General features: G+C 37.0%; 10 protein-coding genes. All 10 read right to left on the reverse strand.

Annotated elements, in window-relative coordinates; all coding sequences use genetic code 11:
- Positions 1-3: 3 nt before the first annotated feature.
- The 10 genes from asnS to HND50_02300 all read right to left on the reverse strand — a co-directional run bounded on the left by asnS (position 4) and on the right by HND50_02300 (position 15980).
- Entirely contained in the window at positions 4-1299 is a 1296-nt protein-coding gene (gene asnS, locus HND50_02255) for an asparagine--tRNA ligase (GenBank protein ID NOG44020.1), read from the reverse strand.
- Between the two features lie 104 nt (positions 1300-1403).
- A complete protein-coding gene (gene fbp / locus HND50_02260; GenBank protein NOG44021.1) occupies positions 1404-2417 on the reverse strand; it encodes a class 1 fructose-bisphosphatase in 1014 nt (337 codons plus the stop codon).
- 78 nt (positions 2418-2495) lie between these two features.
- The gene (locus HND50_02265; protein NOG44022.1) at positions 2496-3500 is read right to left on the reverse strand and encodes an NAD(P)H-dependent glycerol-3-phosphate dehydrogenase; all 1005 of its coding nucleotides are present in this window, start codon (positions 3498-3500) and stop codon (positions 2496-2498) included.
- Between the two features lie 9 nt (positions 3501-3509).
- On the reverse strand, positions 3510-4142 hold the full coding sequence (gene plsY / locus HND50_02270) for a glycerol-3-phosphate 1-O-acyltransferase PlsY (protein NOG44023.1): 633 nt from the start codon (positions 4140-4142) through the stop codon (positions 3510-3512).
- A gap of 100 nt (positions 4143-4242) precedes the next feature.
- Positions 4243-5229, reverse strand: a complete 987-nt coding sequence (locus tag HND50_02275; GenBank protein NOG44024.1) for a phosphoribosylformylglycinamidine cyclo-ligase — start codon at positions 5227-5229, stop codon at positions 4243-4245.
- Positions 5230-5313: 84 nt separating this feature from the next.
- Entirely contained in the window at positions 5314-7104 is a 1791-nt protein-coding gene (locus HND50_02280; GenBank protein ID NOG44025.1) for a long-chain fatty acid--CoA ligase, read from the reverse strand.
- Positions 7105-7233: 129 nt separating this feature from the next.
- Positions 7234-8418 (reverse strand): hypothetical protein, encoded by a 1185-nt coding sequence (locus HND50_02285; protein NOG44026.1) that lies wholly within the window; start codon positions 8416-8418, stop codon positions 7234-7236.
- Positions 8419-8514: 96 nt separating this feature from the next.
- Positions 8515-10782, reverse strand: a complete 2268-nt coding sequence (locus HND50_02290; protein NOG44027.1) for a DEAD/DEAH box helicase — start codon at positions 10780-10782, stop codon at positions 8515-8517.
- A gap of 215 nt (positions 10783-10997) precedes the next feature.
- Positions 10998-12332: a hypothetical protein gene (locus tag HND50_02295; GenBank protein NOG44028.1), complete on the reverse strand. Its 1335-nt coding sequence runs from the start codon at positions 12330-12332 to the stop codon at positions 10998-11000.
- A gap of 27 nt (positions 12333-12359) precedes the next feature.
- Positions 12360-15980 carry a tetratricopeptide repeat protein gene (locus HND50_02300; protein ID NOG44029.1) on the reverse strand — a complete coding sequence of 1207 codons (3621 nt, stop codon included), beginning with the start codon at positions 15978-15980 and terminating at the stop codon, positions 12360-12362.
- Between the last annotated feature and the right edge of the window lie 2 nt (positions 15981-15982).

The following is a 15982-nucleotide window of genomic DNA, read 5'->3' on the forward strand; positions in this document are numbered from 1 at the left end:
TATTTATGGATATAACCGACTCATTAATCTTGGAAATGGAATGGTTTCTCTTACATGTGATAATCCACAAATCCAGGAAACGGTCCGCTCAATTCCTAAACCAAACCCAGAATGAGGAACACTACCATATTTACGGATGTCGAGATACCAGGCAAATGCTTTTTCGGGTAAATTATGTTCCTTTACTCTTTGCAATAAAACCTGATGGTCGTCTTCGCGTTGAGAGCCACCAATTATTTCACCATAACCTTCAGGCGCCAACATATCCATTGCTAAAGCTAATTTTGGATTATCTTCATCCCTTTTCATGTAAAAAGCTTTAACTGCTGCCGGATAGCGATGTACAATTACCGGACGGTCAAACTGCTCTGAAATTACAGTTTCATCAGTTCCGCCAAAATCACCACCATATTCAAAATCAATATTGTTCTTCTTTAGTATTTCTACAGCTTCATCATAAGAGATTTTTGGGAAAGGCGCTTCAATTTTTTCAAGTTTTTCGATATCCCGTTCAAGAAGAACCAATTCTTTGCGGCGATTTTTTAATACGCTTTTTACGATATGAGAAATAAACTCTTCAGCAACCTGCATATCTTGGGCAAGATCGCAAAAAGCCATTTCAGGTTCAATCATCCAAAATTCAGTTAAATGCCTTCGTGTTTTAGATTTTTCAGCACGGAAAGTAGGCCCGAAACAATAAATATCTCCAAAAGCCATTGCAGCTGCTTCGCCATATAATTGCCCGCTTTGTGCAAGATAGGCTTTGTCTTCAAAATAGTCTGTCTCAAATAAGTTTGTTGTTCCTTCAGCGGCATTTGGAGTGAAAATTGGAGTGTCAACAAGAGTAAATCCTCTGTCATCAAAAAACTCCCTGGCAGAGCGAATAATTTCATGCCTGACACGAATAATAGCATGTTGCCTGGAAGACCTTAACCATAGATGGCGATGATCCATTAAAAAGTCTGTACCATGCTCTTTTTTAGTGATTGGATATTCTTCAGCTAAATTTACAATTTCAAGAGCTGAAACCTGCATCTCAAAACCAAGTATGGAACGATCATCTTTGGCAATCTTGCCTGTAACTCGTAATGCACTTTCCTGGGTTAGTTTTGTTGCATCTTCAAATATCTGTTCGGAAACGTCTCCTTTAAATACAACACATTGAATCGTTTCTGATCCATCCCGAACAAGTAAAAAACGCAGTTTACCGCTGGACCTTTTGTTATACAACCAGCCTTCAAATGTTACTTCCTGATCTAAGTAATTTGCAACATCTTTTATTTTAATAATTTGTGACATTTATTTCCTTGTAATTAGAATTAAATCATACTAAATGAGCATTGTAAATTATACCTATGCGTAATATTTATCAACATTATAAACGATTATTTTATAGTGATTCACTATTCTTTTGGTGATTTCCCTTTTATAAAATCTTCAATCATTTTGACATCGACTTCCGATCCAATAAACAGCGGGGTTCTTTGATGAAGTTCGGTTGGTACTATATCCATTATTCTCTGGGTTCCATCGCTTGCCCTACCACCTGCCTGCTCTATTATAAAAGCCATAGGATTTGCTTCATAGGTTAAACGAAGTTTTCCATTTGGCGCGTGTTGGTTTGCCGGATAAAGGTAAACGCCGCCATATAAAAGGTTACGGTGGAAATCACTTACCATAGATCCAATATAGCGTGAATTTAAAGGCCTTCCAGTTGGTTCATCTATTTGCTTTACATAGTGAATGTAGTTTTTTATTGTCTGGTCCCAATAGTCAAAATTTGATTCGTTAACGCTGTAGATATCGCCTTTCTTCGGTGTTTTCATATCCGGGTGAGACAAAACAAATTCACCATAACTTGGATCGAGAGTAAAACCATGCACGCCATTCCCTGTCGTATAAACAAGCATTGTGCTGGAGCCATACACAACATAGCCTGCGCAAATTTGTTTGTTACCGGGTTGCAATAAGTCATCGATAGTTCCCGGTCGCCCATCGGGAGTAACCCGTGTATAAATTGAAAAAATAGTCCCCACACTTACATTTGCATCAATATTGCTCGATCCATCCAGCGGATCAAATAATATGGCATATTTACCAAGTGGAAAATTTTCGGGTATGGCCATGGGGTGCTCTTCCTCTTCTGAGCCCATTACACATAGATGACCACCATGATCCAGTGCCCTGAACATTGTTTCATGCGCAAAAACATCTAATTTTTTTACTTTCTCACCTTGTATATTTGTTGTACCTTCTTCTCCTAAAACGCCCATCAAACCTGCTTTATTTGTATGGTAAGAGATGAGTTTTGCGGCAAAGGCAATGTCGTTCATTAAATCTGTGAAAGCTCCTGTTGCATGCGGATGCTTTCTTTGTTCCTCTATAATGTGTCTGGTAAGGGTAATTATTGATGGCATTCTTTCCTCTAAGATTATTTATTTATTAAATTATTAAAAATAGAAATCATATTTCAAAAAACTGATAAATTTTCTCTGTTAACCCCAATCTTCAATTTTTGATGCGCGAGTCATCAAATCAATCATCGCCTTTTGTGGGGATTTGTTATTAAATAGTGTGTGGTAAATTTGTTCGGTAATTGGCATGACAACATTGTTTTTTTGCGAAATTTCATAGGCAGAAAGTGTTGTCTTCACGCCCTCTGCAACCATTACCATTTCATCTAATACTTCTTTTAATGAACGCCCCTTGCCGATTTGTTCCCCAACATGCCTGTTACGGGAATGCTTACTCATACAGGTTACAATCAAATCTCCCATTCCGCTTAATCCGGCAAATGTATCACTTTTTGCACCTAACTCCACACCCAACCTGTTTATTTCTACAAGCCCACGGGTTATTAATGCGGCCTTTGTATTATCGCCAAAACCAGCTCCATCACAAATACCCGCTGCTAAAGCAATAATATTTTTTAAGGCTCCTCCTAATTCGACACCAATTACATCATCATTTGCATAAACACGCAAATATTGATTTATAAATGCTTCCTGAACTATTTTTGCTGATTCTATACTTTTGGATGCAGATACAATAGCTGTTGGGATTTTTCTGCCAACTTCTTCGGCATGGCTTGGGCCAGATAAAGCAACAATTTTATTGGGATCAACTCCACCGGCTTGTTCTATAACTTGTGATATTCGCAAATAAGTATCATTTTCGATACCCTTGGAAACAGTTACCCAAATAGGATCGGGCCCTTGAAGAACAGATTTAATATTTTCAACTACTTTACGTGTTACCTGGGATGGAACCGCGCTAACTATTATTTCGGCATCACTGACGATTTCTTTCATATTTGTTGAGATCAAAAGTGATTCAGGTATTTTTACACCGGGTAAAAAATCCCCGTTTTCTCCTGTATCTTTAATTTTATCGACTTGTTTTTGATCAAGTGTCCAACATTTAACGGCATGGCCGTTTTCATATAAAACCAAAGCCAGGGCTGTTCCCCAACTACCTGTTCCAATTACAGATATATTCATAGAATCCCCTTATTTATTACTTGAAAAACTAATTTTGCTTTCTGTACCGGCTATTAATCTCTTAATGTTTTCTCGGTGGGCAAACCAGATAAGTGCAACTACAATACCACCAATGATAAGCAAAATATCCGGAGTGTTTTGGTTAAAGACAAAGCGTTGAATAGCTAAAGTAGCTGCAAAGGTTAAGGCTGCAAGGAGTGATCCAAGGGAAACATATCTTGTAACCGCCACGATTATTGCAAATATTGTGAGTGCAATCGAAAGCGCCAATGGTGCAATTCCTAAAAAAACACCTGCTGCAGTTCCAACGCCCTTACCTCCTTTGAATCCGGCAAATATAGTCCAGATATGACCTATTATGGCAGCAATTGCTGCAAGGATTTGATAATAAACAACATTGTCAGCACCACCGATAATCATGGGCGCAATCCAGAACACAGGTATAAAACCTTTTAACATGTCTATCAAAAGTACTACCAGACCTGCTTGCCAACCTAAAACACGTACAACATTTGTAGCACCGGCATTTCCGCTTCCGTGATCCCTGATATCAATTTTCTTGAGTATTTTACCGGCAATTATTGCTGTAGGAAATGAGCCAAAAAGATAGGCGATGATGGCAACGAGTAATGCATCAAACATAAAGGACCCCAAGGTTTTGTGCAGAAGTGAAAAAAGCCATCAGGCTGATGACTTTTATGTATAAATATACAAATGTTTAGTTTACAATCAAATGAAGACGCTAAACGATTTCACCTATTATCCAGGCTTTTTCATTTTGCATTTTTATTTCATTTTGCAATTGCAGACTCTGATTTTCCGGAACAATTAAGATTAAACCAATACCAAGATTAAATGTATTTCTCATATCTTCGGTTGGAACGGATCCTGTTTTTTGAATCAGCTCAAAAACAGGTTGAGAGTCCCACGACTCCCAATCAATTGATAGACTAAGACCTTCAGGTAAAATGCGTTTTGTATTGCCAATAATCCCACCACCCGTTATATGTGAAATTCCATTAATATTATATTTGTTTAATGAACTTTGGATTATACCAAGATAGCATTTATGAACTCGCAAAAGTTCCTCAGCTAATGTACAGCCAAGATCATCTATATGTTGATTAACTTCAAAGCTTTGAAACAATACTTTTCTAGCCAGGGAGTAGCCATTTGTATGCATTCCATTCGAAGCAATTCCTATAAGTTTATCACCTTTTTGGATTTTTTCACCGGTTACAATCTGATCTTTTTCAATAATACCAACAATTGTCCCACACAGGTCGTAATCCTTGTCATGATAAATCCCCGGCATTTCAGCTGTTTCCCCGCCTACCAAGGCTACTTCGCTATTTTTACAACCGCGTACAAATCCGCTAATCACATTATTAAATACTTGTTCATCCAGATTGGCTGTACCGAAATAATCAAGAAAATAAAGTGGTTTAGCCCCAAGTACGGCAATATCGTTAATGCAGTGATTAACCAGGTCCTCGCCGACTGTATCGTGTTTACCGGCTTTAACGGCTACCGAGAGTTTTGTGCCAACCCCATCTGTACTGGAAACCAGAACCGGTTTTTTATAGCCTTGAGGAACTTCAAACAATCCGCCAAACCCGCCAATTGAGCCAAGGACATTTGGTGTAAAAGTAGATTTAATCATCGACTTTACATCGGAAACGGCCCTTTCACCTTTTTTTATATCAACGCCAGAATCTTTATATGTTATCTCTTTCAACTGCCCTTCTCACCTTCAAATTATTATAAATGATTCGTATAAAACAAAAAAAGGGAGCCAAAGGCTCCCCGATAATTATTCATACATTGCTTCAATTTCTTTTTGATAGTTTTTGATTACCTCTTTGCGTTTTACTTTCATTGATGGTGTAAGCTCACCGGATTCAATAGAAAAAAGCGCTTTTGCGATAATAAACTTCTTTATGGTTTCATAACTTGCTAATCCTGCAGAAAGCCTGTCAATCTCTGCTGAGACCAATTCTTCAACGCCCGGTAAAGAAACCAATTCCTCATAATTTCCAAATTTGAGACCTTTTGCATCGGCCCATTTTTGTAAAGGTTCTTCCGAGCAAACAACTACTGCGCTACAGAATTTTCGTTTATCGCCAAGCATCAGAAATTGCTCAATATATTTACTGGTAACCATATTGCTTTCAATTGGTTGCGGTGCAATGTTTTTACCACCTGCCGTAACAAGGATATTTTTCTTGCGGTCAGTGATCTTTAAAAAGCCATCTTCAAGATGTCCAATATCTCCGGTATGAAACCATCCATCGCTGTCAATAACTTCTTTGGTTTCTGCTTCCTTTTTGTAATATCCAACCATAATATTTGGACCTTTGGCTAAAATTTCACCATCATCTGCAATTTTAATATCTATGCCCGGACCGGCCTTACCAACAAATCCATAGCGAAAAGCATCAAGAGTATTTACAGTAATTAATGGCGATGTTTCGGTCAGACCATAACCTTCAAGAATCATAATACCGGCAGAACCAAAAAACTCGGCAATTTCACCAGATAATGGAGCGCCACCGCTGATCATAAACCTGATGCGCCCGCCAACACGTTCGGCTAATTTACTGAAAACTAATTTGTAGGCAAGGTTGCGTTTAAACTGAAGTAAACCACCTACAGACTGCTTATACATAATTTTGTGAATATATTGCCGTCCAACTCCAACAGCCCAATGAAATATTTTCTGTTTAGCACCTGAACCAAGTTCAACATTCTCTAACACACGCGCATACATCTTTTCATATAAACGCGGTACAGAAGCCATTATTGTTGGTTTTATTTCACCCATATTAACCGGCACAGCATCAATGCTCTCGGCATAAGCGATTGTAGAACCAGCGTAATAAGCCAAATAGTGACCAGCCATTCTTTCAAAAACATGGCTTAATGGGAGGAAACTTAGAAAAGTATCATCCGGCCCAACCGAAAGACATTGTAATCCTCCTTCAATATTTGAAAGTAAATTCCCATGTGTAAGGATTGCACCTTTAGGTTCACCAGTTGTCCCTGATGTATAAATTAATGTAAGCCAATCATCAAGAGACACTTCTGCAACTGCATTTGTTACGCAGTTCGGATCACTTTCCAGAGTACTCGCCCCAGATTCCATATGTTTGTCTAACCCTTGCCATGGTGCATCAATCTTGGAGTTTTTAACATCGATTGTAATAAAATTTTTAAGATTTGAAAGTTTATCTTTTACAGCATTTATTTTATCCATTTGAATATCATCTTCTGCAAAAACCGTTTTTGCCTCTGAATCATTCAAAATATATTGGACTTGCTCTTTTAATAAGGAAGGATAAATTGTTACTAACACTGCCCCAAGACTAACCGTAGCATAATCGATTAAAGCCCATTCCAACCGATTTCCAGAAACTATGGCAACCTTGTCCCCTTTTTCAATACCTAAAGCTGAAAGACCGGCCGCTATTTGTTCTGCACGCCCGATAACATCTTCAAAAGAAACAGACTTCCATTCCCCGTTTTCCTTAAACATATAAGCTGTTTTATCCGGGCTGTCGGTACGTTTGGCAAAAAACATTTCACCAATACTTTTATATTTCATAACACCTCCCTAAAGCTGGCTTGGTTATAATATTTTAAAATGTGGTTTTTGTTGGATCGAAAGATAAAAATATGTACTGCTAAATTACTATTTTTATAATATTTTGCAAAGAAAAATATTATTATTCGTTTAGATAGACAATTTATTTTTCAGCCTGTTTCTTCTTTTTTCAAATCTGGTCTTCCATGATGGGTCAAATATTTGATAACCAAGTTCCGCCTGTAAATCCAATCTTTTAAATGCTTCTTCAACAAGATTTAATGCAGCAGGCAAATCTTTCTTTCGGTGCTCATGGTACTTTGCAGATTCTTCTAAGGAAAAAAAGCAATACTCCGGTTTTGTCAATAATTCTTCCCAAATCTTGTTTGCATCATCCAGTTTCCCCGATCGTTTAAGAAGCAAGCTTTTCCAATATTTATAATCAATGGAGATTTTTGATTGAAGTTCTTCTGAATTCTCTATCATTTCAAAGTATAAGGTATCCCCAGCTTGAAAAGCAGTTTTTGCCAAATTAGCAACCGCCTTGGAATCTAATGGGAGTTTTTGTGGTGACTTGTTTAGATAGTCCAACTGATCAAGAAATAGTGTAAGAGACAGAATATCCTGCAAGTTATGCTCAATCATTCTCAACACATCATGAATTGCTCCGGTGTTTATAAAATTAAAATAAGCCTGGGGAATAAAAGCACCTGGTATATCGCCGGTTCTGTGCACATTTAACAAATGTTGTTCAATAGATTTTAGATCACAAGATGGAAGGCTTTCTTTCCAAATACGACGGCACATATGTATAAGATCTATATGTTTTCTATTTTTAAAACCCGGCTTCAGCCTGTTTAATATAAAACGGGAACTAAGCAGAGGCATGTCATAAGATTTCCCATTATAGGAAACCAGATATTCAAATCCACTCAACCAGTCCTGCAAAACATTGAAGATTTCGTACTCACGGCCAAAATCCGGAAGGAAATACTGATCAGTGATTATTTCTTCATTTTGCCAGTATGCAAATCCAATTAGAAAAGCAAAAGTACCGGTGCCACCTGCAAGGCCGGTTGTTTCAAGATCAAAGAAAACACATTTCTCACGCCGGATCGGATCGGTGAATTCATTTTTAGAAATCAGGTTAATATGAATATTATCATTTTTATAATCTGGATACGGGTGTCTCTTTTGAATTTTTAAAATTGGCGCTTCATCAAATAGAATTTCACCATGATAATGATCTTTTAAAGCTATTAACGAAGGCGGGTGATTTAGCTTTTCTTTTTCAGGTGATTTTTTGTAGTAGGTGAGTTTTTTTGATAAGTCCATAAATGTATTAGATTGATAAAATCTTGTCTGACTAACCACAACGTGATTATCTAATCAAGATTCCTGCATAAAACCTGCAGAAATGACAAATGTAGCTTATTCCAAGTTCAGCAAATTCAGCATTCTTAAGGCACTCTCTTTTGCGACAAGAGTTCCCTCCAAAGTTGGGCCTGTGCAAGATGGGCAGCCAGTTTTACAAGGACATTTGCTTATGTGGTCCAGTGTTGCTTTCAATAAAACTTTGTCTTTTTTGATTAGTTTTTTACTGAGTCCAATACCGCCCTGGTAACGATCGTAAATATAAATTGTTGGTTGTTTGCTAAATGGATCACGCACCATTGAAAAAACCGAAACATCTGCTGTATCGCACATTACGTAAAGTGGAACGAGGTTGCGCAAAGTATATGCAATCCCTTTTAATCCTTCACTTATAACAGATTCCTTAAAATAGCCATCTGTAAAAAATGCATCGGAAAATTGTAAAAGCAAGGCATTGGTCTGCATTTCAATTTCCGGCAAATAAACCCTGCCAAAACCAATATTTTCATGGGTCCTAAATTTAATCTTTTTATAGCCGGTGGTGGTTCTGGCAACAGCTACGTCGGCAAAATATTTTGCATATGCCGGGTTTTCATCCTCTTCAAGGACATCCAGAACTTTAATATCAATTTTTGTGATTGCATCAGTATAGTGATCAGAATCCACACGGTGTACATATGCTTTCAGTTCTTCCCAATCCAGCTTCTCAACATGATACTGAATGCTGTTATGAATATAAATCGCATCATCGTGAAGCATTTCCTGACTCGCAAACAAATCTAATTCGCCAATTACTTTATTCTGGTTGCTTGTATCGATAATTACCACATTTTCCTGAGTTGTATTGCGCAAGCTTACTTCATCTGCCGGATATATTTCACTCATCCAAAAATATTTTGATTCAGCTTTACGCAAAACACGTTCTTCTACAAGAAAATCAAGCAGTTGGTTTGTGATTGCCGGTGCAAAATTCTCCTGTTCATTAAAAGGGAGCTCGAAAGAAGCACACTTGAGGTGACTCATTAGAATAGGCAGATTTTCACGGTCTATATAAGCTGTTTCAGGATTCTTGCCAAAAAAGTAGTCTGGATGCTCAATAATATACTGATCCAATGGTGCACTGGAAGCAACCATTATGGTTAAAGCTACGGATTGCCGTCGCCCAGCCCTGCCCGATTGCTGCCAGGTACTCGCGATTGAGCCCGGGTAACCGGCCATTATAGCCACATCCAGCTGACCAATGTCGATACCCAGCTCCAGGGCATTTGTACTCACTACAACACGGATAGAGCCATTCTTGAGACCATTTTCAATTTGGCGCCGCTCATTCGGAAGATAACCGCCACGATAACCCCGGATGAGGTTTTTATCCATTTTAATTTCACGGGCCAGATCATGCAAATATGTTACAAGTAATTCAACACGCATCCTGCTACGCGCAAAAACAATTATTTGGGCACCGGTTGGTAATAGTTTACGAACAACATTCTTTACTTCAGAAACAACCGATCGTCTTAAGCCAAGCTCATAATTTACAACAGGAGGATTATAAAACAGAAAATGTTTTTCACCACTTGGCGCACCATTGTTATCAACAACTGTAACATCTTCGGTTAATATTTTTTCTGCCAATTCTTTCGGGTTATCGATTGTAGCGCTGGAGCAGATAAACTGTGGTTTGCTACCATAGAAATCGCACAATCTTTTTAGGCGGACAATTAAATTAGCGATGTGGCTGCCAAACACACCACGATAAGTATGCAATTCATCCAGGACTATAAACTTAAGGTTTTCGAAAAGTTTGATCCACAATGTATGATGAGGCAAAACACCCTGGTGAAGCATATCCGGATTTGTAACAACAATATTTCCTGCAGCACGAATAGTACGTCTGATATCTGCGGGAGTATCACCATCGAAAGTAAAGGTTTTGGCCCCAAGTTTTAAGCGGTCGTTTAAATCTTGTACTTCTTTTAACTGATCCTGGGAAAGTGCTTTTGTAGGGAAAAGATATAATGCCCTTGCTTCCGGATTCGTTAGAAGGTGGTTTAAAACTGGCAAATTATAGGTCATTGTTTTGCCAGAGGCTGTAGGAGTTACAGCAACAATGTTTTTACCCTGATTAACAAGATCAAAGGCGGTAGCCTGATGTGTAAATAGTTCAGTTATTCCTTTTTCATTGAGAGCTTTTTTTAGGCGGACATCCATACTTTCTGGAAAATTGGAAAATTGCCCTTCTTTTGCAGGGATTTCTGTCCATTTAGTCAGATTGGATTGAAACTCTTGGTCACGAGAAAGAAAGTCTATTAATTGAGACAGGTTCATAGTTTCTTATTACCACAGAGAATGTGGGAGTTCACTGAGGAAGTTAGGAATTATTTGGTTTAATTTTTAATGAAACGAAAATAGGAATTTTTTATTAGATATTCTATACCTAATTATTGTATCAAATTCTAAATGGCTCATTTCAGGACTTGTTTAAATAAAAAAAAGCGGCCTCCTAAAATCAGAAGTACCGCTTAAATTTAATTTTGAATTTTTTACAACGCCTGCAAAGCCTGATCGATATTAGCAATAACCTGGAACATCGCTGGTGCAGAACCTTGCTGGTTCAAATCTAATAAATATAAATCGTAATTACCGGACCTGTTGGAGTGGAAAAGAATTTTTGTTCCGTCCGGAGAAAAAACAGGATTAAAATCATCTGCAGGATTTGATGTTAAACGCATCTGAGCTGAACCGTCGCTATTCATCATATAAAGTTCATAGTTTCCATCACGGTCAGAAAAGAAAGCTATTTTATCGCCATTTGCAGAAACATCCGGGGAAACATCATTAGAGTTTGGATTAAAAGTAACCTGGGTTATATCGTCACCTTTGAAGTTTGATTTGAAGATTTCAAATTTTCCATTTTGATCAGAATCGAAAAAGAGAGAACCATTTTCCTCAGTACTTCCAGGTGCAATTGAAGCACCGCCATCAAAACCATCGTTATTTGTTACCCTTAATTGAAAACGACCATCTTTTTCCATCACATAGATTTCGCCCTTTAATTGGGAAAAATCTACATCGCGTAAGTCGTCTCGTTCAGACATAAAAGCAATAAATTCACCATTGTGCGAAAATTTAGGTTTCCAATCATCAGAGCTATTTAAAGTAACATTAATATGACGCTCATTGTCACGATCATATAAAAAGATATCCCTTACAAGCATATTAACATCAACATTACGATGATCTTCTACAGTGGAAGTATAGGCAATAAAATTGGTTTTAGGATTATAAACAGGAGATTCTTCATGTGCAGGAGTTGTTGTTATTTGATTTGTATCCTGCGTAGAAATTGTATATTCAAAAAGGTCCCAATTACCATTATGATCTGACTGATAAATAATTTTATCACCATCGCTGGAAAAACTACCAAACGCCTCATTTGCTGAGGTTGCCATAACTTTAGTGACAGTAAAGGCGTCAACAAACTTTGGTGCAATTCGATCCAGGTAATCATTACCGGAAGAGCTTTGTAAAACTTCCTTATATGCTGTAAAAGCTTTACGGTTATCACCCACCTGCTCGGCAATTTCACCATATTGAAACTTTGTCTCTGCATCATTTGGATCTATGGCCAAACCGCCTTCAAGAGTTTGAAGTGCATCCAATCCGCGTCCATTCTCAACATATAAGTCAGCTAATTGCCTGCGGTATTCAGGATTAGTTGGATTATCATCAATTTTGTCCAGTAAATCATCAACTCGATCCTGCATTTCCTGGTCAGCAAATTGAGGTGTCTGTTCAGTTGTACTTTTTGAACCAGAGCATGACCAGATTAAAAGAGTCAAACCTATAAAAAACACCTTAATTAAATTTCGAAACATGATTTCTCCTGCCTTACCGTTAAATTTTTAACCTTGAATTTGTGTAATTCTTTTTTCTGCATCCCTTTTTAAAATCAGGTCAATTCCGGGACGGCTGATAATTTCTCTGTACATTCTAACAGCATCCGGTACCCGGCCTAATTTTTCGTATGCCTGCCCGGAATAATACAAAGCACTGGCTTCCCATTGCAACTTTGTTTTTTTAGATAATAGTGGAATTTTTACAAACTCTGCTATCGCTTCTTCATACCGGCCTGCTTTCAATAAAGCTTCACCAATATAGAATTGAATTTCCGGTTCTTTTTCACTATCGGCTTCTAATTTCATACGTTTAAGATAATCTACTGCATTTTGAAATTGATTTAAGTTTGTAAATGCCTGGGCAATAATCATCTTTTTATCAAGTATATCTTCAGCATCAGGGTACTCTTCAACATACTGTCTTGCCAAGCCTTGTGCTGCATCCCAAAACCCGGTGAGCGTATATGTTTTAATCAAATTTCCCATTATTTGACCACTCAGATATGTATCTGTTGATTTTTGCAATGCGTTCTTAAATGCACTTATCGCATTATCATATTTCTCAACCCGAAAATAAAGAGTGCCCAAAGTATTTAGAACAGCCGGTAGCTTATCTGATTTAGAATAGTTTTTATAGAAGTTAGTTAGTATATCAAATGCTTCTTCGTTTTTATTCAAAGTTACGTAGGTCAACGCAGTAAAATAATCTGCATCATCAACTTTTGAAGTATTATCATATTTACTCTTAACTGTTTTATAATATCTGATAGCTTTATCGTAATTCTTGTTTTTCCGCTGAAATTCACCCATCTCGATTGTAAATGAAGCAAGCATTTCTTTTTCATTAGAGAATTTCTTTTTGTATGTCTTTATAAGTTTTTCACTTTCCGAAATAGCGCCGGTTTTGATCTTACTAATTATAAATTTTCCTTGGATATCTTTTTGCTGTGATTTGTTTTCATATAATTTGTCAAGCTGTTGGTAGGCTTTTGCTGCTTCAGAATACTTTTGGTCATCAAACAGAATATTTGCTGAATATAGAAGAGCCTGGTTATATAATGAACTGTCTTTTTTTGAAATATTTCTAAAACTTTCAAGAGCAAGGTTTTTTCGCCCTTGGTGAAAATACAACTCTCCCAATTCAAAAGAGACTACATTTTTCAATAATCCATTGGGCGATAACGTCTGATAACGTTTAAAATAATCTTGAGCTCTTTGGTTTTCTTTTATTCTTCTACTGGCAATCCCCATATAAACAAGATTATTTGTAGCATCAGCATTTAAGTATTCCCGTGATAAAACTATATCGTTTATAAAAGGATCGTTTACTTTTTCCTTTAAAGAAAGGATAGTTTCTTCATATAAACCGGATTTTAAATTCAATTCACCAACCTTATTGTCTGCGTTCTCAGCCAGGTCGGAATAATAAAATTGATCCAGTAATAAAGAGTAAAGCTGAACGGCCTCTTTATATTTTCTATTTTCCTCATAATATCTTGCAACTTCATACAAAGAAAGAACAGCCTCCGGAGTATTACTATGTTCCAGGGCAATAGTTTTGAATAATGAAATTGCTTTTTCAAGATCTTTATTAACCAGCAACTTTGCATATCCATAAATATAAGAGGAATAGTTTTCTGACTTTTTATAATTTTTTATTAGTTTTTGAAAGTTATTTCGAGAGTCCTCTTCATATTTAGGTTCAAAGGCAAGGTCATTTGCTAAAGTGTAAAGCCATGTTTCTTGAAGAGTGCTGTTTTTATACTTTGCAATCAGGGTTTCAATATATTTTTTTTGTTTAATAATAGAAATGGTATCTACAGCAATTCCGGTTCTAACCATAAGCCATGATGCTTCATCCGGGGCTGAACACGTAGCAAGGTTTTCAACGGCTAACTGAAAATTTTGGGAAGCTTTTTTTAGTAGTTGTTGCTGTTCCCCTTCACTTTTACCGGGCATGTCTGCCAGTTTTAGAATTGATTTCCCTAGATACAGATGTGCGTCACCTATTTGCGATGGTTCAGTTGAAACAGCTTTCTCAAATTGAAGCCTGGCGCTTTGGTAATCCTTTAGATCGTTGAAATAGAATTTCCCAAGAGGAATTTCTTTTGATGGGCTGTCTTTGGCAACAATCGCTGCGAGGGTCCTCAAAGCCTTTCCCTGATCTATCAATTTGTAATCAACTAAATGCTTGTGATATTCACTTGATTTCTGATAATGTTTACTGGCACTAAACTGTTTTATTAATACCTCATAATAATGGGCGCTCTCTTCAAACTCGCCCAAATTATAATAAGCCGTTGCCAGGTAAAAAAGGAAATCATCCTTAAAGCTGGTTAGGTTTGGAGTGTTCACATAAGGGCCAAGCTCACGCACAAGGTCTCGCCAGCGACGGGCTTCCCAATATGTGTATCCTAATTTATCAAGTAATAAAAATTGTTCATCACTTTTCAGTTCGGTTTTCAATTTTTGCAGAATAAGCGATATTGCCTGATTGTAATCTTTCGCGGCAATTGACCAATCTAAATAAACATATATTGTTTTAAATGCTGTTGAAGAATTTGATGGTGTTGAATTTATAAGTTCGGATAAAGCATTTAAGGCTTTCCGTGTTAAGCCTTGTTTCTTTAAGCTTAATGCTTTTTTTAGATTTAAAACATATTTCGCAGAGTCACTTTCAAACTCTGATACATTTTTATAAGCTTTTTCCGCAAGAGCATATTTTTTGCTTAAATAAAAAGCATCGCCTTTTAAAATGGTTATACTGTTTTTTAGTTTCAGATCAGAATTTTCGTCTTCGGCTTTTCCAAAATATTCAATCGCATGGTTATAATTATTGTTTTGAAGATAGAGTTTTCCCAGATAAAAAGCGGATTTAGCATAAAACTCTGAGTTTGAATAGTCTTTTGTAACTTTAGTAAACGCTTCAATGGAAACATTTGAATAACCTTGTTCAAGGTTGATTAATCCATTTGTATAATAGGCCTGCGCCAGTTCGTTTTTGTTGGAACTGTTTTGAATAATTTTTTCAAGATACATCCTTGCTTGTTGAGGTTTATCAATTTGATGATAAATGAGTGCGAGTTCCAGCAAAGCCTTATAATAAAAAGGACTTGCCGTATATCTGTCCAAAATAGCAGCTAAAACACTTTTCCCCTTTTGATAATCTTTAACCGTGTTATAATTATGCCCTGCTTTGTAAAGGGCTTCAGCAGCCATCGGGTTGTTTGGGTAAAGTGTTTTCAAAGTTTCAAATGATTTTGCAGCATCAGCATATTTTTCAAGTCTTTCATAACACTCACCAATCTTAAACCAGCTTTCTCCGGCTTTTTGATGTTTTGGATATTCCAGTGCTAATGATTGAAACTCGACCCGGGCATTGCTAAACTGTTCCAATTTGAACAAAGAAAGACCAGCATAAAATTTAGCCTCTGCCGCATTAGGGCTTCCCTGGTAACTGTTATAATATTTAATAAATTGCTGGGCAGCTAAATCATAAAATTTTTGATCATACAATTTTAATGCATAGGAAAATTCGTTACCAGCGTCCTTGTATTGAGCGGAAACAAATAGTGTATTTGAAATGATTAAAAATGTGATTAAAAATAAATTCCGAAAAGAACTCATTG

Source organism: Calditrichota bacterium (assembly GCA_013112635.1).
Classification (GTDB): domain Bacteria; phylum Calditrichota; class Calditrichia; order Calditrichales; family J004; genus JABFGF01.

Bases quoted from the DNA above. Each gene is read 5' to 3' on its own strand.
- asnS (NOG44020.1), bottom strand. From the start codon at position 1,299: ATGTCACAAATTATTAAAATAAAAGATGTTGCAAATTACTTAGATCAG.
- fbp (NOG44021.1), bottom strand. From the start codon at position 2,417: ATGCCATCAATAATTACCCTTACCAGACACATTATAGAGGAACAAAGA.
- HND50_02265 (NOG44022.1), bottom strand. From the start codon at position 3,500: ATGAATATATCTGTAATTGGAACAGGTAGTTGGGGAACAGCCCTGGCT.
- plsY (NOG44023.1), bottom strand. From the start codon at position 4,142: ATGTTTGATGCATTACTCGTTGCCATCATCGCCTATCTTTTTGGCTCA.
- HND50_02280 (NOG44025.1), bottom strand. From the start codon at position 7,104: ATGAAATATAAAAGTATTGGTGAAATGTTTTTTGCCAAACGTACCGAC.
- HND50_02285 (NOG44026.1), bottom strand. From the start codon at position 8,418: ATGGACTTATCAAAAAAACTCACCTACTACAAAAAATCACCTGAAAAA.
- HND50_02290 (NOG44027.1), bottom strand. From the start codon at position 10,782: ATGAACCTGTCTCAATTAATAGACTTTCTTTCTCGTGACCAAGAGTTT.
- HND50_02295 (NOG44028.1), bottom strand. From the start codon at position 12,332: ATGTTTCGAAATTTAATTAAGGTGTTTTTTATAGGTTTGACTCTTTTA.
- HND50_02300 (NOG44029.1), bottom strand. From the start codon at position 15,980: ATGAGTTCTTTTCGGAATTTATTTTTAATCACATTTTTAATCATTTCA.